Source organism: Selenomonas dianae, assembly GCF_030644225.1.
GTDB classification, from domain to species: domain Bacteria; phylum Bacillota; class Negativicutes; order Selenomonadales; family Selenomonadaceae; genus Centipeda; species Centipeda dianae.
Genome location: NZ_CP128650.1, coordinates 2,279,623 through 2,299,900 on the forward strand (window position 1 = coordinate 2,279,623; position 20,278 = coordinate 2,299,900).

The 20,278-nt window shown below is 50.2% G+C and carries 24 protein-coding genes; all 24 read right to left on the reverse strand.

The features are described from left to right. Positions 1-5 precede the first annotated feature (5 nt). Positions 6-227, reverse strand: coding sequence for an L-PSP family endoribonuclease (locus QU667_RS11015; RefSeq protein WP_273106177.1), 222 nt, complete (start codon positions 225-227; stop codon positions 6-8). Further along, entirely contained in the window at positions 224-2,707 is a 2,484-nt protein-coding gene (locus tag QU667_RS11020; protein WP_304987214.1) for a TraG/VirB4 family ATPase, read from the reverse strand. Before QU667_RS11020 ends, QU667_RS11015 begins: the two co-directional genes overlap by 4 nt. Continuing rightward, on the reverse strand, positions 2,694-3,821 hold the full coding sequence (locus tag QU667_RS11025; protein WP_304987215.1) for a hypothetical protein: 1,128 nt from the start codon (positions 3,819-3,821) through the stop codon (positions 2,694-2,696). The genes QU667_RS11020 and QU667_RS11025 overlap by 14 nt, the downstream gene beginning before the upstream one ends. 13 nt (positions 3,822-3,834) lie before the next feature. Then, the gene (locus tag QU667_RS11030) at positions 3,835-4,116 is read right to left on the reverse strand and encodes a VirB3 family type IV secretion system protein (RefSeq protein ID WP_304987216.1); all 282 of its coding nucleotides are present in this window, start codon (positions 4,114-4,116) and stop codon (positions 3,835-3,837) included. 9 nt (positions 4,117-4,125) lie between these two features. Next, entirely contained in the window at positions 4,126-4,539 is a 414-nt protein-coding gene (locus QU667_RS11035; RefSeq protein WP_304987217.1) for a hypothetical protein, read from the reverse strand. 134 nt (positions 4,540-4,673) lie between these two features. Then, positions 4,674-5,666, reverse strand: a complete 993-nt coding sequence (gene trbB, locus QU667_RS11040; protein ID WP_304987218.1) for a P-type conjugative transfer ATPase TrbB — start codon at positions 5,664-5,666, stop codon at positions 4,674-4,676. Between the two features lie 3 nt (positions 5,667-5,669). Then, on the reverse strand, positions 5,670-8,210 hold the full coding sequence (locus QU667_RS11045; protein ID WP_304987219.1) for a type IV secretory system conjugative DNA transfer family protein: 2,541 nt from the start codon (positions 8,208-8,210) through the stop codon (positions 5,670-5,672). A gap of 77 nt (positions 8,211-8,287) precedes the next feature. Further along, on the reverse strand, positions 8,288-9,655 hold the full coding sequence (locus QU667_RS11050) for a TraB/TrbI/VirB10 family type IV secretion system protein (protein WP_304987220.1): 1,368 nt from the start codon (positions 9,653-9,655) through the stop codon (positions 8,288-8,290). A gap of 5 nt (positions 9,656-9,660) precedes the next feature. Beyond that, the gene (locus QU667_RS11055; RefSeq protein ID WP_304987221.1) at positions 9,661-10,794 is read right to left on the reverse strand and encodes a TrbG/VirB9 family P-type conjugative transfer protein; all 1,134 of its coding nucleotides are present in this window, start codon (positions 10,792-10,794) and stop codon (positions 9,661-9,663) included. Positions 10,795-10,837: 43 nt separating this feature from the next. Beyond that, positions 10,838-11,593, reverse strand: coding sequence for a VirB8/TrbF family protein (locus QU667_RS11060; protein ID WP_304987222.1), 756 nt, complete (start codon positions 11,591-11,593; stop codon positions 10,838-10,840). A 3-nt stretch (positions 11,594-11,596) separates the two neighbouring features. Then, complete coding sequence (locus QU667_RS11065; RefSeq protein WP_304987223.1) at positions 11,597-12,142, reverse strand: hypothetical protein; 546 nt, start codon at positions 12,140-12,142, stop codon at positions 11,597-11,599. 31 nt (positions 12,143-12,173) lie between these two features. Then, positions 12,174-12,569, reverse strand: coding sequence for a hypothetical protein (locus QU667_RS11070; protein WP_304987224.1), 396 nt, complete (start codon positions 12,567-12,569; stop codon positions 12,174-12,176). Positions 12,570-12,689: 120 nt separating this feature from the next. After that, positions 12,690-13,256 carry a S26 family signal peptidase gene (locus tag QU667_RS11075; RefSeq protein WP_304987225.1) on the reverse strand — a complete coding sequence of 189 codons (567 nt, stop codon included), beginning with the start codon at positions 13,254-13,256 and terminating at the stop codon, positions 12,690-12,692. Between the two features lie 7 nt (positions 13,257-13,263). Next, a complete protein-coding gene (locus QU667_RS11080; RefSeq protein ID WP_304987226.1) occupies positions 13,264-14,043 on the reverse strand; it encodes a hypothetical protein in 780 nt (259 codons plus the stop codon). Between the two features lie 22 nt (positions 14,044-14,065). Beyond that, on the reverse strand, positions 14,066-15,196 hold the full coding sequence (locus tag QU667_RS11085; RefSeq protein WP_304987227.1) for a hypothetical protein: 1,131 nt from the start codon (positions 15,194-15,196) through the stop codon (positions 14,066-14,068). Between the two features lie 15 nt (positions 15,197-15,211). After that, complete coding sequence (locus QU667_RS11090) at positions 15,212-15,670, reverse strand: M23 family metallopeptidase (RefSeq protein WP_304987228.1); 459 nt, start codon at positions 15,668-15,670, stop codon at positions 15,212-15,214. Positions 15,671-15,784: 114 nt separating this feature from the next. Further along, the gene (locus QU667_RS11095; protein WP_304987229.1) at positions 15,785-16,153 is read right to left on the reverse strand and encodes a hypothetical protein; all 369 of its coding nucleotides are present in this window, start codon (positions 16,151-16,153) and stop codon (positions 15,785-15,787) included. A gap of 29 nt (positions 16,154-16,182) precedes the next feature. Further along, positions 16,183-16,374, reverse strand: coding sequence for a hypothetical protein (locus tag QU667_RS11100; protein WP_304987230.1), 192 nt, complete (start codon positions 16,372-16,374; stop codon positions 16,183-16,185). A 45-nt stretch (positions 16,375-16,419) separates the two neighbouring features. Then, on the reverse strand, positions 16,420-16,734 hold the full coding sequence (locus tag QU667_RS11105; protein WP_304987231.1) for a DUF4406 domain-containing protein: 315 nt from the start codon (positions 16,732-16,734) through the stop codon (positions 16,420-16,422). Continuing rightward, on the reverse strand, positions 16,724-17,191 hold the full coding sequence (locus tag QU667_RS11110) for a DUF4406 domain-containing protein (RefSeq protein ID WP_304987232.1): 468 nt from the start codon (positions 17,189-17,191) through the stop codon (positions 16,724-16,726). The genes QU667_RS11105 and QU667_RS11110 overlap by 11 nt, the downstream gene beginning before the upstream one ends. Positions 17,192-17,523: 332 nt before the next feature. Beyond that, positions 17,524-18,828, reverse strand: a complete 1,305-nt coding sequence (locus tag QU667_RS11115) for a ParB/RepB/Spo0J family partition protein (RefSeq protein WP_304987233.1) — start codon at positions 18,826-18,828, stop codon at positions 17,524-17,526. Continuing rightward, entirely contained in the window at positions 18,825-19,586 is a 762-nt protein-coding gene (locus tag QU667_RS11120; protein ID WP_304987234.1) for a ParA family protein, read from the reverse strand. Before QU667_RS11120 ends, QU667_RS11115 begins: the two co-directional genes overlap by 4 nt. A gap of 20 nt (positions 19,587-19,606) precedes the next feature. After that, positions 19,607-19,909, reverse strand: coding sequence for a hypothetical protein (locus tag QU667_RS11125; RefSeq protein WP_304987235.1), 303 nt, complete (start codon positions 19,907-19,909; stop codon positions 19,607-19,609). Between the two features lie 152 nt (positions 19,910-20,061). After that, the gene (locus tag QU667_RS11130; RefSeq protein ID WP_304987236.1) at positions 20,062-20,277 is read right to left on the reverse strand and encodes a helix-turn-helix transcriptional regulator; all 216 of its coding nucleotides are present in this window, start codon (positions 20,275-20,277) and stop codon (positions 20,062-20,064) included. Position 20,278: the final 1 nt, after the last annotated feature.

Sequence of the window (20,278 nt, forward strand, 5' to 3'; positions counted from 1 at the left end):
CCTGCTCACCTCTCTTTCCATGCGGATTTGAGTGCCGACCAGAAATCTCCGATGCCCCCTGCCCCGCCGCCGAATGGCTTGCCGAGTATCTTCGTATCAATTTTTCCTTCCTTGACCGCCTGATTCAATGCTTCTTCAAGGGCATTCATACGCGTCTCAATGCAGTTGACCCGAATTGCGAAATAGCAGATCATGACGACACAGAGAAAGATGATGCTGGTTGTCATAATGCTGCCGCCTCCTCTTTCGGATATTCCGGAACAACAAGCTCATTTTCCTTGATCCAGTATTCGTTGAAGTTCTCTGCGCCGTAGTTTTCGATGATGCGCTGGCATTTCGCAAGCGCAACGTCCCCTACGGCTGCGTATGAGAGTGTGAACGGACAGAGATCAAGCGCGAGGTTGTAAAGACGCGACCCCTGCGGGCTGTCATAGTAGTATTCCCGCTGCGGCTGTGCATGGGCAAGCAGATGAATCTGCTGCTTGTTGAGACCGAATTGCCGGTAAAGCTCCATCCGGCTCTCCGTGATCGCGAGCTTATCCGGCAAAAAGATACGAGACTGACAGGAGGAGAGTACGGTGTCAAGGATGGGAGACTTCGCAATATCATCCAGCGACTGCGTAGCAAAGAGTACGGACGTGTTGTACTTGCGCAGCGTCTTGAGCCATTCCTTGATTTTCTCCGCAAACATGGGATTTTGAAAGAAGACCCAACACTCATCAAGAACAATGAGTGTCGGCTCCTGATTCTTCTTCTCCGCACTCTTCACGACCTGTTCTATCCGGTGAAAGATATACATGAGCGTCGTGCCGACAATGCGGCGGGCATTCATCAGGGTTTCCATCTCAAAGCTCTGCCAGCTGGTGATCGAAAGATGATCCTCGTTGCTGTCGAATATCTCGCCGTATTCGCCCTTGTTTCCCTGATTGTCGGCAAGGGACATCGGATAGAACGCTGTTTTGAGTTCCCTGTTTTGCAGAAAACTGATGAACGTCGTCATGGTGCGGTCGCTCTCCTGCATTCCTGCTACCGTGGCAAGTGAATCACGAATGATGCTCTTTTGGTCGGGCGTAACTTCAACGCCCTCCTCGCGCAGGTAGTCGCAGAGCCAATCCAGTGCCCATTGACGCTCATCCTCATCATCGATGCGGGAAAGCGGCTGAAAGGAAAGTGAACGGGATTTGCCGACATCGTAGAACTTGCCGCCCACACCCATCGTGAGGATTTTACTTGATGCGCCTTTATCAAAGATAATGACGCGTGCATTCGGATATTTGCGGAATGCCGCCTCAATACAGTTGAGATGGACGGATTTACCGGCTCCTGTCGGTCCAATCATGAGTGAGTGACCAACGCCTTTGATGTGCAGATTGAGCCGATACGGTGTGCTTCCATCCGTCTGCGTATAGAGCAGCGGCGGTCCATTCAGGTGCTTGTTTCGCTCGTCTCCTGCCCATGCAAGGGCAAGCGGCATCATGTGGATGAGATTGCCGGTCGAGATCAGCGGTCTGCGGATATTTGCCCCAACGAGACCCGGAATGCAGCCGAGCCACGCATCGATAGCGTTAAAGTCCTCGATTTTGACACGCTGCATACCACGCTCGATAAAGATCTGCCGAATGAGTTTTGCTTTTTCCTCTACTACCTCCCGATCCTCGTCCATGACGATAATCGCCGTCGAGTAGTAGACGAAAGAAATGTGATCGCCCTCAACGGCGTTCATCGCATCCCGAATCTCGGCGATGCGATCAACGGCGACATCATCGATGTTTTCGGCGTTCTGTACGCTGTCGCGCACGGTGACATCGGCAATCGTAGAGGAAATCGACTGCGTTTTCCCCTTCCATTGCCGACGTTCACTATCCAGCTGGCTGATCACATCATTCTTGCTCATGCAATAAACACGCGTCACCCAGCGGTACGCAAAGTCGAGCCGATGAAACTCGTCAAAGAGTCCAAAAATGGACTCCTTGCCGTAGGAGATCGGCGCAATGATACGCATGTGCTTTCGTCCGAGCTGCGGCTCAAGCCCTCCGTACAGCGGCGTGTCATAGAGGTACTTATCCAGCAGAAACGGTGTCTGCGGATATTTGAGCGGGCGCGGTCGATCGGAGACCATCGAATGAAGATAGGTAAAAAGCCCATCTTCATCAAGAAATTCCGTATCAATGCGTAGATTACGACACATCAGGTAGAGCTTGTGGAGCTGCTCGCCAAACGCTTCTAACACATCATCCGCTTTGGTGACTTTGCGCTCGCGCCCCTCAACAATAAACTCCTTGAGCTGCTCCTGCCGATCCTTCGGCGGCAAAAACAGAAGTGTTGCATAGAAATGAGACTCGAAATACATACCGCTCGAAAAAAGGCGGCAGCGTTCTGCATCCATCCCCCGCGTTACGATGTCCGGAAAAGCATTTGTCGTCTCGTATGCGGTAGAGGGGACACGCTGCGCCTCGAAGTAGAGCGTAAACCCCGTCTTCATTGCAGCGATCGATGCCTGCATCCGATTTGCGATAACGGAAAGTTCCTCCTCCACAGAGGAATCCAAATCGGGACCGCGATAACGCCATGTTGCAAGGAGCGAACCGTCCTTGTTGATGCAGACGGCAACGCGCTGATCCGCAACGCTGATGCTCATTATGCGCCCGAACGGCATAATATCCGAGAGACGATCTACCTTGCGCCGGAACAGATTAAGTTGGTACATATTCACTCTCCTCCCACTCCATCGGCAGATCAATCAGATCCTCGATCTCCGGCGGCAGGGTTGGTACGGGTGTTTCGGTCGTATGCTGTGGTATATGTTTTGTTGCAAGAAGCTCCTCAATCGTCCGAAAACCACAGATCGGCGGAACGACTGCTGCACGGAAAAGTCCGGGAAGACTGCCCCACCAGAGGTCTTTGGCATTAAAATCTTCAACGATATAAGGAATCCCCAGCATTCCAAGCAGCTTTTCAAGATATGCCTCTGTCCGCGCGTAGTCTTCCTGTGAGACAAGGGCAACGGTCTGATTGTTGTAGTAGCCGTTCAGCCGCTGCAATGTATGCCCTGTCAAAATATCTTTGATATATTTTCGTGACGGACACCATTTCCCTGTGTATCTGCGCAGTTCCTTTTCTGCTTCCGTCTTATCAAAAAGCAGCAGCCGCTGTACATGACGGCACGGAATCCCGACACCATGAAGATCCTCTGTGATCTGACGCAGCACAAGCTCCTGTGAACCGACGACGGAAGGAAGGGTCAGGACGAGGAACTGCTCATCCCCGAGGCGCACATGATTGCTCGCAAAGTCAAGATCAATCCCTGTTGTCAGAAAAACATCAAGATCGACCGGAATATCCGGCATAGCAACATGTGTACGTCCAAGCGTCAAGGAAAAGGTAAGGTAATCGACAATTTCCTGATAGGAAAGAACAGTTGCCTCCGCGTCCTTCGGAAAACTCCATGCCATGCGCCGCAGCGTCATCGCGAGATCATATTCCATGTCGTAGATGGACTGCGGCTCATCCTGAAAACCGTTCACCACTACGCCATCTTTGAGGAACGGATTCCAGCAAAGGGTGAGAAAGCACTCCACATCCCCATCTTCCGCATACTGCTCTTCGAGCCAAATACTCCATCCTCTACGGAACGACGGAAGATAGATCGGGTTTTTCCATTCATAGAACGGAATCCTCTGCGGAGGGTCGAACCGCTTGTAGCGGATCACCCCCAAAACGCTGTCGTCTTTATTGCGCATGACATTCTCATGGGTCAATGCTCCCCAAGGCAGCCAGTCTGCGATTGTTTTGTTGTCGAGATGATACTCTTTCCAAGACATAGCATACGATCCTTTACGTTGAGTAGTAGTCGCGCTTTGACCAGTAGCGACTGAAGCACTCGAAGAATTGAGCATCTTCCATTGAGAAATAACGCACAGCGAAATGCACAAGGACATTCACGCTCAGAATGTACCAATAGGACAGCCCAAAGGTCAGCAGAATAAGAAGAGCTGCGCCTACATTCCAGACAATGCAGCTGCGGGGCACATCCATAAATAGGATGTACTCCGTCAGCGACCGGTAGATCGGAAGATGAATCCACGAGGCTTCCTGCACGTTTTTATTCTCATCCATAATGTCTCCTTAGAACAAGGATCCACTGATTCCGGTACCGAACATATTCTCCATGAACTTGCCAACGCCGAGTGCGATTGCTCCACCACCCGCTCCCTTGACGCAACGGTTCATGATCTGCTGTTCCCAGCCCATTGCCCAGCTCATGCCGCCCATGGCGATCGATCCTGCAATAACGAGCTTCGGAATCGGTCCGGTGAGAGCGCTTGCAAGAACGTTGAGAGGCTTGTCGAGCGGGTCGATTCCTGTCTGGATCTCCGTTCCCTCAGAAGCAAAGCCAACGGCTGCCGGAAGCATATAAAGCCCCATGAGTGCGAGCGTCGGCAGTGATGCCTTCGCGAAGGACAGAACATCCTTCTTTGTGATGCTGCGCATCGCCGCAACTTTGCTGCTTAGTTCCATCTTTACACGCTGGATTTTCATTGTGTTTTCCTCCCTAAAATTACATCTTCTATCCTGTGGAATAAAGAATCCCGCATTCTATTGTAAACCCATGCAGTAAAAAAATACTGCACGTTTTTATAAGTCTGCTGTAATTTGCCCCTTCACAGCCGGTATCATTCTTTCCCCTGATCCAGCCGATGCGTTATGTAATCATGGGCATTTCTGTCCCATCCATCAATGGATAGTACCTCCGCAATGACACGCGATGCCGCCCTGCGCTCGATGTAGACAATCACATCGATGGCGCGGGCGATGCCCGCTTGCTGTGAGGAGATGGAAACGCGACTGACAAGATCCTCAAGACGGAACAGCGTATCATGGGCGCTGTCACTATGTACGGTGGAGCAGCCCCCGCGATGCCCGGTTGACCACGCATCAACGAGCGTCAATGCTTCCTTGCCGCGCACCTCACCGACAACAATCCGATTCGGTGAGAGGCGCAGCGTTTTCCGCAGCAGATTATCCATGTCCACAGTGTCTGTGGTCGAGAGTGCGACATAGTTCTCCGCCGTGCACTTGAGTTCTTTCGTGTCCTCAATCGTAACGACGCGCTCATCCAGTGCGGATATTTCAGCAAGGATGGCATTGAGCAGCGTGGTCTTTCCGGAGCCGGTGCCTCCCGCCGCGATGATGTTTTTCTTCCCATGAATGGCAGCAAGGATCGCTTCCCGTTGATGCTCTGTCATTGCCCCTTGCCGCACATAATCTTCGAGTGTAATAACGATCTTGGAGTGCTTGCGGATGTTGAAGCTCGGTGCTGTGACGATCGGCGGCAGTTCTGCCTGAAAGCGGCAGTTTGCGAACAGGCGGGATTCCGGGATATTCGCCTGTAAGGATGGATCCGTTTTGAGATCGATCACCTGCCCGGACATGTCAGCAATCATGTAAATGATGCGTTTCGTATTTTCCGGATTCATGATAATATCCGTACTCTGAAAGCCTTTATCAAAAGTATCAAGCCAAAGTCTGCCATCCGGATTGACCATAACCTCAGTTACATTGTCGTCGTGCATATAGTGCATGATGGACGCACCGAGGCACGTTTCCAACACCTTCAGTCTCCGTTCCCGTACCTCTTGCTCTACTTCACGATTGGATTCACTCATCTGTTATGCTCCTTTTCGTTCATCCTGTTCGTCATTCTCCTTTGCCCATGTAAGGATTGCCGCATGACAAGCCTCTAAATATGCAGCACGGCGCTCTGCATCCGTCAGCGTTTTCGAACGTTCGGGCTGCGCTGTTTCAGTAACTCCTCCACTTTCTGAGAGAGTGTTCCCGGCAGCTTCACGAGACTCCGCTTCATTTTGTCCTTGAGTGAGGAAAACTTCACCTGTTTGAAGTTTGCCATTATCATCACTTCCTTTCGTGGCTTCGACTTCATCGGAAACGGATGCTCCTTCGGGCAATCGCTCCGCACCGAACCGTGCCTTGGCAACGGTCTGTTGCCGCTCCTCGATCTTTTGACGTTCCGCTGCGTGTACCGCAAAGAGCTGCGAAAAGCTCTGTATCTGTGTCGCTGTATCGGAAAAAAGCGGAGGATCCATGATGCGATCCATGAAATACTGTTCCTCGTAGTAGCGGATTTTCTTCCCATAAATGGGACGGAATCCCGCAACAAAGACGAGTTCACGGTCAGCGGGCATACGTCGCACCTCATCCGGTGTCATGAGTTTACGCGCCATATTCGAGGTTGACGTAGACCCTTCAAACGGTTTTCCGTTATTCGATTTTGAATAGGAATGAATGGTCTTTTCACCGAGCGTGTCGGAAAGTGTCTTTGCCGTACCGCCTCCATCCTCAAGTGTCGGTGTAAAGTAAATCTGAACGTGACAGTTGCCGGGAATGGCATTGTCTTTCGTATAGATTTTGTTGAGCTGCCCCATACTCTGAGCGACAATACAGATTTTGACACCGTAACCTGCGCAGATAGCAAGAGACTTCTCGATGCTCTCGAGTTTGCCTAGCTGCGGGAACTCGTCGAGCATGAGAAGAAGCCTCTGCTTCTTTGGTTTTTTCTCCTTTGCCGGATTCCCCTGTGCATCCTGCTTGCGCTCAAACTCCATATCCCGCACGAGTTTCGCGAGCATGGTATTGACAAACAGGCGCAGGATCGGGCGCAGCTTGTCAATGTCGTTCGGCTGAAGGACGAGATAGAGAGAAACCTCCTGTGACGGGTCGAGCAAGTCGCGTAGCGTGAAGTCAGACACAGCCGTATTCTTGCGGATCAGAGGGTCTTGATAGACAGCCATTGCCGTCTGCGCCGTCTGCATGATGGATGCGGCGGTCTGATCTGCACCGTTATACATATTGGCGGCAGCTTCAGCCACTTTCGGATGCACGAGAAGAAGATACCACGGACCTTCTTTTTCAATGTGCATCTGGATGATCTTGTTGATCTCTTTCTTATCTGCCGCAGGAGAAATATCTGGCGTGGAAAAATTCAACGTGCGCCGCTGCGCCTCATCTGGATTCGTTTCAAGGCTGCGAATGGTGTCCCGAAGCAGGTCAAGGTTACTGAGCGGAGGCGCAGCATCTGTTTGTCCGGCAGACAGTGCCTCCTCATAGCGGCGTGCCCGTATTTCGTTCTCCTCAACCGCCTTTGCAAATTCAGGACACGCCTTTGCAAAGGGGCGAAAATCCTCAATGTACTCGCCGTAGATTTCTTTGAGGGGATTCGTATATTTCTGCTGATCCGTTTCCTCCTCCAAAAACTCTGCTTTTGATATATGCGGGTACATTTTCATCGTGGCAAAGAGCTTTTCCGTACTCATGGACGGCGATGACAGAAACGTCATAACGTCGGACGGACAAGGCAAAAGTCTCTTTTCCTGATGATGCTTATAGAGCAGGTGGAGGATAATACCGTTAATCAGCGCAACGGCAGAGTTCTCCCAGAAGGGATCTTTGCTGCCTCCCTCTCCCGTTTTCACCATCATCTCTGAGATGGTAGATACGTCGGTCAGCTCTTCAAAGGACTGGAAGTCGATTTCCGCAAAGGGATTCCATTTTGCCGACGAGCCGTCTTTGCAAAGCGGCTCAAATTTCATCACTTTCTGCCCCATGTGCTTCTTGCGCCATGCCGCCGTGAATGTCCAGAGTTCGCCCTTCGGATCAAAGAGAAATATGCTGTGCTTCCAGCAAATGCCCGTCGGTACCATGTTGCAGACGCCCTTGCCGCTGCGTGTCGGAGCAACAAGTAGAACGTGCTCGGGTCCATTATGGAGCATGATCTTGTCATTGAATGGGTTCCTTCCAACAACAAAGCCGGTTTCTTTGGCAGCAAGCCCTGCTTTCTTGATGTCGGCGGCTTTGGCGAAGTCTGCCGTTCCGTGTGAACTCATACGAATCATGCTGCGGTAAACCTGATAGCAGATAAAGATCCCCACACCGTAAACGATCCACGCCACATAGAAATATTTGCGTATGGTTATCTTGATGGCATCATAGAGTGCTGGATCCGATCGCCACTGGTCGATTGCAAACGGCTGAAAAAGGCTGCCGTAGATTCGTCCGGGCAAAAGTTCATGATAATCCAGCGCATCAGCAATGATCTGTGTCGTTGCCCAGTTCCCGACAACGTAAGAAACGGCAAGAACGGCAATGCAGATCAGGAAGAATTTTGTGCGATCTTTTTCATCCAGTTCCCACACAAGAAAACCTCTCTTTTCTCTATAAGATTCAGGTGCCCAAATTGGGCACCTGAACAAAACCTGCTTTCAATTCATTTTTATGGCGTGCCGAATGCAACAGGTTGCACAACATATACCTGAAATGTATGCCCCGGCTCCACTGTGATATTCGGCTGGACATTTGCTCCCTGCGACATCATATTCGAGGTCGTCGATATGAGATTGGCAAGTGCCCCCTGCATAGCAATCTGACCGCCTGTATAGGTGTCGCGTGCTGATGTATTGCCGCTGGCAAGTGAGCCAAGTGCTGCGATCGCACTTGAGATCATGCCCGCGCCAATCACACGGGAGGTATGCCGATGCACTTTGCCGACAATCCCGCTATATCCACCTCCATCGACAGCCACCATGCTCGTGCCTATATCAAAGGCATTTCCGTTCGGTAGGATGAGTGTCGAAAATACAACATTGACACGTCCATTCGTCGCGCTACCGTCTGACTTATAGGTACCAAGCAGCCGTGACCCGGCTGGGATCAATAGATTTGATCGCGTAAGGCTGTCATAAACATCCGCACTGACCTGCGCCGTTACTTGCCCGGGAACAGCGGTATCAATCCCCGTAAAGAGCATCGCAGGAATCAGTGTCCCTGCCTGAACGACATAGGGACTTCCGGAGGTAAGGGACAGATTCGCGGTCTGCAAGGTGTTCGACACTGGAATTACTGATGCTTCTCCAGACGGCTGCGCCGCGGCTCCTGCTACGGCAGCCTCTCCTCCTGCATTACTGTTACCGCTCCTTCCCAATGCAAAGTCGATGGCAGACGCAAATCGTTTTTCAAGTTCATCTGCGGCACGTTTTTCCGCAGCAAGCGCGGCATTTGCCGCCGAAGCAACAGGAGCAGGAACTGGTGTAGACACCGGAGCACTATATACGCCTCCCCCCGGTGACGCAGCAACACTATACGTCTGCGGTGAGGCATCCGGATCGCCCCGATTTACACGAGTTGCAACATGCGGGTCATCATCAGAATCCATCGGCTGCGCAGCCGCGACGCGTGCCCCCTGATTCCGCTGGTCAAGTGCACGCAAATCACGGTAGCTGAGTTCATCCTTTGCGGCAGTTTCTCCCGCATGTGATGGTGTCTTTGTCTCCTGTACCGATGATCCGTTTGGACGGCGCGGGGCTTTGCTCCCGGGATCGTCTTGAAAGAAGACATAGCTCATTGTGAACGCAAGCAAAAGCCCAATGACGGTAAATCCGACAATTTTGCGTCGAACCCCATAAACTCTCTTGTGCACGCCGCTGTTCATGCGGACATCGCCGGGATTCTGGTCGCTTGCATCTCCCTCAAGTTCTTTTGGAGATTCCTGTGCCTCGTCCTCGTCCGTTGTGCGGCTGCGGTTACGGTTGAAATGGGTCTTAAAGGCTTGAATGAATTTGGTGATACTGCCCATATTCGCCATACTGCTCACCTCGCTTTATGCTCGATCGTGATGCTCTCATGCTCACTTACCCGCAGCTGCGCCTTATCAAACGGGGCATCGATGATATAGTAATCATCTTTCTGCTGGTAGTTGATGAGCGTCATCATCCGATTCCCCTTTTCTTGGATGAAGATAGGAACCTGCCGCTGCGGAATCTTCTTGAACTTCAAGTAAACGCGCATCCCATCGGAAAACACCATTTCGGGACGGTACTCTGAGTTCTTCCCCTTGACCTTATAACTAAAGTCAAGGTTTTCGACACTGGAAACATTGACAGAAGTCGTCCGCAGGGCTTCTTCTTTCTGGTGTGTACGCAGCATATTCTGACGATCTTCCGCTGCATACGTCCATGTCACCATCGGATTGTACCAATCGGAGCTGTGTACGATGAGCTGATAGCTGCGCTTATCCGTTACAACAATAAGATTGGTCGTTGAAACTTCTACAATCGGTTTAAGGTATAGGTGAGGAACACCGTCTACCGTCGCCGAAGATACCGCCCATGCTGCTGTATCTCCACCGCCGACAAATTGAATGGTCTCCCCCTTGCGGAACTCCAGATCGGTCAAATAACCACGACGGCAGTAGATTTTGTAGAGCTGCGTAGGAGAATACGCAAAGGTCATTGTGGAATTGCCCTGTGCGTTGACCGCATCTTGCGTGTCATTGACATACGCAGCAGGGGCAGGATTGACAAGTGCCCGATCCGTTGGGGCAGGGACGGCAAGGCGCACCATTTCCTGCTCCCGCTCATACCCATCCAGCCGCTCTCTGAGGCGATCAAGGATATTCATGATCTGCGTCTGCGACATACTCACTGCGTAGATGCTGTCGCGGAGGTCATTCAGTTCCTGTACTTCTGATTTGGTCAGTCCCTTTGCATGAGCGGTACGACCTTCTGTTTTGGCAGCGGGCAGTTTTTCACTCTCGGCGTCACTGCTCTGGGCACGATTTGCGACAAACCGCGCAAGGGTTTCCTCCATAGGGGGCGCAGCACTCTGCACCTGTTCCGATGCTGCGTCCGCAGACGCGCCATCAGACGCATACACAGGAACACTGAAAAACATTCCAGAGGAGAGCAGCCCACCGAGGACTGCTGCGGCAAGATGTTTTTTCATACGTTTTTGTAAGAGCATTTTCTTCTCCCTTCAGTACATCCGATTACTTCGCCGGTTCCTGCTGTTTGGGCTGGGGTGTATTGTTGTTCTTTTGCTTCGTACCAATCTCTGCCGAGAAGTTGAGGTCAGAGATGTAAAGCCCCAGCGGATTCACAAGCAAGGTCTGATCGTCCTTCGGCGGGATCGTTGTCACGGCAAAGACACATTCGTATTTTTTTACCTCCTGTTTGCCGCTGGCAATGTTAAATTCCTCCTCTGTCCATGTAGCATGGTAGGAATCCGTATCCGGAATCTTCTTGATGCCCGTGATCTTCGTCTGGACGGTATACATTGCGTACTTACCCTTGAAACCTTCATTCCGCTGGATCGCCGCATATTTCTGTGCGGCTGCCTGTGTGAGGTACGCAAATGCTTTTCCCTGCATTTTTTCCTGTTGAACAGGATCGAGCTGGATATTTCGGGCGTTCTGGATGAACTGCCCAATGAAATATCGAACTTCGACTTCCTGCGGCGTGTAATCCTGTGCGATAAAAGCACCTGCTTTTTCTACCTCGCCCGTAGATTTATCCACGGTGACGACGTAAGGGATGATCTGCGATTTGAGTGACTGCACAGTTAATCCAATGGAGAGTACAATGCACGCAACAAGCAGACCGAGTGCAATACGCCGCCAATTATAATTCTGCATGGCAACGCCACCGATGCGCCGATCGATCACCTCGCGTGCCTGTTCGGCAGGGCTTAACGGTTTGCCCGTATCAGAGAACTTCTCCGGCTGATGGAAAGATTTTAATCCCATGTTCTACCTCCCTGTTTTTCCTGTAGGTACATCCTGTCCACCGAAATATGCAATACGGCGATCAGAAAAGGTCAGCCCCTCCGTGAGGACAGAAGTCTCTGATTCATGTTCTACCGCAACCTCTTCCGGTGGCTCAGGAGGCGCGACAGGCGGATATTGTGCTGCAATCACCGATGCTTGTTGAACCACAGGTGAAACTGTGCCAGCGGATGGCAATGGAATATGAGCAGTAACGCTTCCCTGCGGGACTGCTCGCTGCGCAAGCTGCCCCTCCCCAATCGGAACTGCTTGAATCACCTGATCTTTGGGGATTATCTCATTGTTTTCCGGCTGCGGCTCGACGCTGTACGGAATCATCACATCCTCTGACACCGGCGGCGATTCTTCCGCATAAGCCGAACCTCTCGCAACATTGACGAGAATGATTCCGCCGGCAAAAAGAAACGGAACAAGGAGTACGACTGCTGTCATCATCCCCAGAAGAAAACCATGCCGCAAGGTTTTCTTCTCAGTATCATCACGACAAAATGAATACGGTAAAATGCTCATGGATAACCTCCCTACACTCTACACAAGAACATCAGTAGATGATCTCTTCCCGCTCAATGCGCAGTTTTTTGGCAAGTTCGCCGATCTTCCTCTGAATTTTGCTCTCGAATGGATGGCGAAACAGCAGTGTAACTTTTTTCCCACTCATATCCAAACAGGCAAATTCGACAGGGGCAAGAATCCGCCAGATATTTCGATGCTGCGGCTGCATTTCCGCAAAGCTCTGCCATAAAAGAGCGTTGACCTTCTCATCTTTTGCAAAATCACATACGCGATGCCATACTGCATCTGCGGGAAATTCGCCTCTCTCTGAACGCAGGATAAACCGCAGATCATGCTCAATCAAAACGGCACGAATCAACACTTCTGCGTCCCTCATTCCGATCAGACCACGCAGAACCTCTGCAATGGAGAGTTCAGCATACATACTGTTGCCGCCAAGAGATGACAGGAGTGCATGTATCTTTGGCTGCACACGCATCTCGTAGTCGCTCCAGTTCCGCGCTGTCCATGTCCGAATCCTCATCTCTCCAGACATAACGCCCCCTCACCATCGTGTCAAAACAGGTATGACAACGGCTCTGATTCGCGCAAGGGACACTGTTCCTGTATAGCGTCCGTCGAAGCTGCGCGTCGTATCGGCGATGGGCAAGAATGCACCATCGGGCACAACGTAATCTCCCTGCGTAAGCTGCGGCAATGGACGATCACTACTATCCAGCTTACGCACATCACCGATATATACACCGTTGATACAAAAAGAACCTTGATCCCCGATGCTATACACGTCTCCGGCAATCGCTCCCACACGTTTCAAAAATCGGGTGTCTGTGTGCTGCACATATCCCCGTTGGAACGATAAGTCTATGACTTCCTCCGGTGGATCGTAGACAACAATGTCCCCACGCTCAATCTTTGTCGTCGGAATACGCAGATAGATACCGCGTGGCAGACTTGCAGTTGCGTTGTAGAATAAGATGTCCTGCTGCGGCATCTGCCAACCACAGATGTCCGCAAGAAGTGCAAGGATAGCAAATATAAAAACGACGGAGACCCAAATTTTTCGCCTTACGGTGAAAGAATCGATGCGTTTCAACATATTGCCGCCCTTCAAGGATAACCTAATGCAGAGTTAAAATACTGCACGTTTTTCTAAGTACGCGATTTTTTTCCTCTCCTACGATTTCTCTGACCGAATCAAGGTATTTGCGTAAGTATGCGTGAACGGTGCTTGCTGCAACCGTATCTACACCAGCAAGTCCGGCAAGTTCTCCGGCAGCGGCAAAGGGATGTTCAATCTTCGCGCGTATGATGCGCTCGTATTCATTCCTCTCGCCGCTATCCTGTGTAAAATGCTCTATGAAACAAATCAGAGAACGACATCGAGAGCGTGATTCGTAAAGGGATTCGAGCCAACCATCCGCAAGTGGAAGTTCTGCGCGAAGAACAAACGTACCGATGCGCATATCGATAATCGAGAGGAGATTTTGCAAGACAATCGGCGAATAAGCATCCGCTGTGCTTGCACGGTAGAATAAGAGTGATGACAATCTGCGTAGAATGCGCTCGTGCATCGCATATAGGTGACGCTCAGAAGCGGGCAGCCGAAGGGCGAGATAGTGAACACTTCTGTTATCACGATAATGACGCACAAGAAACTCCTCTTCCAGTGCGCTCACATTCTCGACGAGGACACGCGCAAGCAGCCGAGAAATTTCCTCCCGCTGTGAGCGAAGGTATCCTGCAAGAATACGGGGGCGTCTCTCACGCGCACACAGTCCTTGCAACTCTTCGAGAGAGACCTGTAATACCGATTTCTGCTGCTGCAACGCCTCTCGCAGTGCATTGGAGGCAAGTGTAAGCCCCAAGTCAGGGCATTTTATCCGCATTTTTGATTTCATGGAAAATCCTCCGATCAACCTATCAAGGACTTGCCCGCCCCTGTGGATTCCCGTGTCTGCGCAGGTATTCCTGTGCAAACATAGACACCTCTCCCTCGCCCGATGCCTGTGCCGTCAAGAACTCATGCAGAGGTCGTTTCACGGGAAGCGGCTGCGTCAGGCTCTCCTCTACGGAATCGGATTCAGGAGGAATGTAGGTGCGTGTGGGGGCTGGTTGTACGGTCTGCTCTTCTTGCTGCGACGTGCGCGGCGAGAATGTATAGCCGTTCTTGAGGGCAGCATGAAGCCACCCCGTCGGATTCCGAATGCTCTGCGTCTGCATGGCAGTTTCTAAAAGCTGCGCTTTTTCGTGCAAACATTCCGCACCGTATCGGCGCAAGAAATTTTCGGTCGATGTGTCTGATATACCGAGTGCAGCACAAAGGCTGCGGACATCGCCTGTTGTTGTTTCACGTATTCTATGCGTGTTCTCTGTTGTTGTAGTCTCTGTTACGCGCGTGCGCGAGGAGGACGTGCAAAACCGCGCCGCTATTGGGTTTTCGGCTGGTCTATTCGAGCGTGTCAGATTGACCTCTTCGAGCGGTTCATTTTGAACTGCATGTTGGGTCATTTTGACCTCTTCGATAGGTTCACCCGTATTGATTTTTTGACTTTCTATATCAATCCCCATGTCAGCGGATGAGTTGTCCTGTGCTTCCGCATCATCAGAAACAGCCTGTTCTTCGATATATTCCCACATTCCCCCCCTCGGTGGAGGAGCAGAAACACGTCGCTGAACACTCTCTGCACTCGCACGCATTTGCTCATGCACAATTTTTTGGTTGAGTTCTTCAATGCGGTCAATGTTGATGGTGTATGCCTTGGTCTTGTTGAATGCGTCACCGACCGTTGTCGAAAGGAGGGCATTCTGGTCTTCAAGAGAGCGGATTGTCCGCTTGATCGTACTCTCTGACCAGAATGGGAACTGATCGCGCCACTGTTTGACCGTGTTGTAAATCCAGCGGCGTCCATATTGATCGCAAAAGCCCGCCTCGCGCGTAATCCAATACTGCACTTGTTGAAGAAAGATTGCCTCATTCAACCCGAGCAGAACGGCAAGGCTCGGCTGAACGGTGAGCGGGGATTCCGAAATCAGAAGACTTGTCGCTGCCATCGTTCTTCACCTTTCCTATTGCCACAAAACAAGCGGATCCGCATAGACATAATCTCCGTCCGCACCACGAACGATATACTCCAGATGCAGATGTGCACCGGTTACATATCCTGTTGCCCCTACAAGCCCGATCACAGTGCCCTGCGTTATGTACTGATTGACGGACACATATACATCTGACATGTGCGCATACCGTGTATATGTGTCGTATGCCGGATGGTATAAAAGCACCTGATTGCCGAAGCCGTCCGCATAGTTGCCGGACTGGATCACGATGCCATCAAAAAGCGCAGGAATTGGCGTTCCCTCCGCATAGCCGAGATCAACGCCCGTGTGAAATTTCCACTCCCCTGAAATAGGATGCACGCGCCATCCGAACGCCGAGGTCACAGGAAGATCGGCTGCATGAACGCAGAACGGGAAAAGCAGGAGTAGGAATAGCACTGCTCCCACAGAGAAAAGTTTTCTGTTCATGACGGTCCTCTATCGTGAAAAACAAGTCCCCATCCCATTACGCCAAGCATTGCTATGATGACACGGAAATCAATGGATTCCATCGTATCCCCCTCACATATAGTGAAACTCAAGTCAGAAGTACCCTCTCGCCTTGTTCCTCTTATTCACGTGCCGATGCAGCTCGGCGCGCCGTTTCTCATCGTAGCCGAGCGCGTGAAGCCATGAAACACATGCGTGGATTACATTCGTGAGTTTTTCCGCAAGCATTGCTTTGGTATCGCGCTCCTTATCCGAATCAGTCCCCGCAATCTGTGCAAACTTCAGTGAGCCCTTGATAATCATGTCTTTCTCAGCCAACAGTCTTGTCAGCCAACCAAGTGCTGATGGCGATTGACACTGCGCATATTTGTAAGCCGTACATGGCTGCGGTTTTGTCATATCAATTACTTGATGTGTTTGTAAATGGAACGCATCCATCTGCTCCACTTTCTCACGTTTCATCTTTCTCCTCCGGCTCGATCACAATTCGCTCATACCTCTAATTCAACATCCGTAACTTCCAGTTCCATATCTTCAAAAGTAGCCCTCGAATCTTCAAACAGTTTTTCGCATCTCCCATCATATTTATGCAGGAATGCTTCTTTTGCCTCCTCTTCACTTTCTCCTTCGATACAGACACTCCCTGTAAGGTTATATTCAAATGATACGAAATAGGTAGCCATCTTCTTTCACTCCCTCCTTTGGCTTTTCTGCGATCATAAATTTTCTCATACAATGACCGCCTCTCGTGGTTCGTAGATGATTTCCTTGCCAAGCTGTGCTGCGAGAGCAAGCTCCTCGCGAACGCCTTTGCTGTGCTCCCAGTTTTGGAGCACATAGACAACATCCGCTTCGCGTACCATCGCCGTTGTGATGCGAAGATACGCATCCCATTCCAGACCGCTCGGCGGCAGTACAGCAGGATTGAGTACCGTGCAATCCTGCTCAAGCAGCCATTGTTCCGCAGCAGCAAAAATTTTCCTATATCCATCAACACCAGTTATCGCACCGGAGATGAATACGATTTTCCCTTCAAGGTTCATGGTGCATCCTCCTATTGGTTGGAGCAAAGCCTGACCAAATATCCTTTTTTATGAACTCTGCAAAATCAAGGTCTTCCTTTACTTCTTTTTCATCTTTCAATTCCTCAACGACATAAACCAAATCCGCACACTGTATCAACGCTAGAGCAAGAACCATATAACTCTTATATGATAATGTGGAATAGCGCGAATCATGAGTTGTAAGAGGATCTAAGATATATGCACCTTTCGATCTGAGATAGTTTTTTATATCCAAGAAATCTCTCTTTTGCGACTGTGTAATTGATCCAGCAATAAACACGAATCTTCCTTCAAGACTTGTAACAAATCCCATAGGTCGAGTGCCTTTTGTGATAAGAAAAGAGCCGTCACCATCATCTACCGCTAATAGACAATTTTGGCTTAGACACTTCAACGTGTATGCCAATGTCTTTGTAATACGGCGTTTTACTCCCATATCTGCACGCTCCTCCGTAATTTAGTGGAATAAAACCAAAACGACAGCCCTGTTCTTTCCATCACATCAATGTGGCAATGATTGTGTCCAAGAAGCCACATAAGGGATTATGAATATACCTATTCCGCCTATCAGAACAGCCCCCACGAATAGAATCAAATAGCGAAAAAGATATACGTCTTTCATGCAGAGTAAAACAATCCGTATGATGTAAAAAACGATTATAGATCCAATGAATACAAGATAAATTGTAGTCATTTTCTCGTTATTTGCTTGGGCTACAAACATTGCCAGACACATTATGAAAACAAAAAATATAAGATCGTTTGTTTTCATTTATTGTCCCTCCATTTATCCATTCCATAAAGGGCTGTTAGTGCCTTTGAGAGAGCTATACCTTCCCTGTGGCGACCTTTCTTTCCCAATTCATCACACAGATTCAAGATAATCTCAGCCGCTTCTTCGGTTGTCATATATACGCTGGAAGTAAATTCGTTGGAAATGGGGAAAGCTACCTCTGTAGTATCCCCCTCTTTCTCCTCTGCGATCGGCAGCCGCTCCTGCCCCGCCTCCTCTTCAAGAAGTGTTTCAAGGGGCTTCCCCCGTGTCTCGTCATAAACATCTGAAATGCTCTCGTCCTCTTTGATTGAGGTGATCTCATCGCGCGAATCATCTTCTGTATAGGAGGGTATTACAGGGGAAGTGACCTCATACGCCGTGCGTCCTTCTTGCTGCTGTGCTTGATCGGGAGCTTCCTCCGCATCTGCAAAAGTCTCATCCTCTTGGGTGGGTTCATCCGTCGTGTCAGAAAATGTTGCTTCTTCAACAAAATGGATTTCTGCTGCATTTTCTTCCGTCTCTGCCTCCGGTTCCGGATTCGATGCTTTCAGATGTGCTGCCAAATCAGAAAGCGTTCCGGAAAGTCGTCCTGCACGAATGGAGGCGACGAAGCTGTTTTGCAGCTCCTGATCTAAAGTGGCAATCTCCACTGCAACACTTTTACCAATCAGCCCCTCCTCAAACGCATTTTTGGCTTCATCCGTAAGCTGCGAGAGTGTCTGTAGACGCTGTAACGCCGATTTTGAAATAGAGAGTATATGCTCGGCGAAGAACGTACGAAACTTCATATTCACTCCGTTTGCATCCGCGAGTTCGCCCTTTTCTTTTGCCTCCTGATAGATTGCCCGTGCGATCGGCTCAAGATGCTGAACCTCGTTCAGCTGATCCAACACCGTCTTCTGACGGTAGTTGTTGGCGAATATGATGGAAAGCATCTCTACCTGTTCGGCAGATAGTGCGCCCTTTGCTTCAAAGACGGGTAAAACATGACACGGCAATTCTGCCTTATCGATTTCACCGCGCCGGATTCGGCAGAGTGTTGCAGAGAGACGACGCTCACCCGAGATCAGGCGATAGGTGCCGTCGCCGTTCGCAGTTACCTCCAGCGGTGCCATGTGATCGGAAACGGCAAGCGAGTTTGCCATTTCCTCAATGCCCTCAATCGAATAGAAGTTCTTTTCGTTCGGGACAATCTTTTCTGCGTCGATATTCTCAACGCGATAGACGGAACGCTGAACTGCTGCGTTTTGTGTTGCCGTGTTGAGATAGGAAAGCATACTTCCTTTATGTTTTTTCATTGGAGCAGTTCCTCCGCAAATCGAAGGACATCCCTTGCCACACGGCAGTAAGGACAGACCTCAAAGATACTCTTACGCGCACGGCTCGCTGCGAGAATATGCCGTTTTGCCATCGGTGTCGCGTAGGAAACGCGCGACTGGAAGAGCGGAAACCCCTCACGCTCCAAATCTTTGCTGAGTTCGATTGCTTCCGGATATGCCATATACTGATTCACGAGAACGCCTTTGATGGACAAGCCCGGATTGAACTGCTGCACATCCGTAATCTGATCGTGCATCTTGCGGATGCCCTCGATGCTGTCCAATTCAAGAAGCGTCACGATAATCACATCATCCGTACAGGCGAGTGCATTGAAAATACTCATGTTGATGTCCGGCGGATTATCGATCACACAGACAGCATAATCATCGGCGATTTCCGCAAGCGCATTTTTCAGAATCAAGTCCTGCCGCGTCTCCTGATCGCCGATGACGGCATAATTCGCCTCGACAAGCCCCATATCCGCAGCAATGAAGTCAATGTTGTGGTACTGCGATTTCTGCAAAACATCACGCACAGATGCCCCGTCCATCAAGATATTCGTGAGCGTTCCTTTTCGCTCATCTGCCCCAAGCCAACGCGAGGCATTGCCTTGTTTGTCGTTGTCAATAAAAAGGACACGCAAGTCCCACGATTCGGCAAGCAGATACGCCAGCCATGTTGAGATCGTCGTCTTTCCAACGCCGCCTTTGAGATTGATGAAACTGATGGTTTTCATGTTTTCCTCCCTGTCCTGATTTATAGATGATGTTTCTGATCCGTACCGTCCGAATAGGTAAAGCGTTCAAGTTCGCTGATGACCTGTCGCATATAGTCAATCAGATCGCTGACACGCTCTGCATTTTGCGGATCATGCTCCATTGCCTGAAACTCCGCAGAGAGCTGCCGGACGCCGGATCGTATGTTGAGTTTCAGACGATGTAAGTTTTCCTCAAATTTGGATATGTGATGTACCTCGATGATCGTCTCAAGGTATTGGACTTTCTGTTCGAGGGATGCAATTTTTTGCATAAGAGCATAGCGGGACTGCTGGTCATCCATCTCATACCTCCTCATTTCTCCTAAAACTCAATGAAAATGTCCTTGCAGTTTTAATAAAATTCTGCTACGCTATGCAAGAAACTGGTGGTGAAGGTGAAAATCTCGGTCGCAGAGTTTATTCATCATCCCTCCTGAATCCGCATTGACCGACATCAATGCGGATTTTTATATGTCCATATCTCTCTGAGATTGTCGATTCCCAGAGCATCGGCAATACGGAACGCTGATACGAGATTGGGGGAAATAGATCCGTTCTCATAGCGTATATATGTCCTACGCGATACCCCAGCCAGTTCGGCAATTTCTTCCTGCTGCTTTTCCTGCTGGAGGCGAATCTCCTTCAGTCGGTTCTCCAGATCGTATCTCATG